Here is a 524-nt window from a genome sequence, read left to right on the forward strand (position 1 = left end):
GCGTAATAGCTCACTGATCGAGTCGTCCTGCGCGGAAGATGTAACGGGGCTAAGCCAGTCACCGAAGCTGCGGATATATAGCAATATATATGGTAGGAGAGCGTTCTGTAAGCCTGCGAAGGTGTCTTGTAAAGGATGCTGGAGGTATCAGAAGTGCGAATGCTGACATGAGTAGCGATAATGGGGGTGAAAAGCCTCCACGCCGTAAGCCCAAGGTTTCCTGTTCAACGTTCATCGGAGCAGGGTGAGTCGGCCCCTAAGGCGAGGCAGAGATGCGTAGCTGATGGGAAGCAGGTTAATATTCCTGCACCGTCGTATGATGCGATGGGGGGACGGATCGCGGAAGGTTGTCCAACTGTTGGAATAGTTGGTTTTTGGCTCATAGAAGGCACTTAGGCAAATCCGGGTGCGCAATTCAAGGGGTTGAGACGAGTGAACTTGTTCACGAAGCAATCGGAAGTGGTTCCAAGAAAAGCCTCTAAGCTTCAGTCATACGAGACCGTACCGCAAACCGACACAGGTGG

Annotated in this window: 1 rRNA gene; it reads left to right on the top strand. The window is 51.9% G+C overall.

What is annotated here, in order from left to right:
- Nucleotides 1-524: ribosomal RNA gene (locus IGS58_RS28995) — 23S ribosomal RNA — on the top strand; the annotation flags it as partial.

The sequence above is a fragment of the Janthinobacterium sp. EB271-G4-7A genome (genome assembly GCF_020858075.1).
Lineage (GTDB): Bacteria > Pseudomonadota > Gammaproteobacteria > Burkholderiales > Burkholderiaceae_D > Janthinobacterium > Janthinobacterium lividum.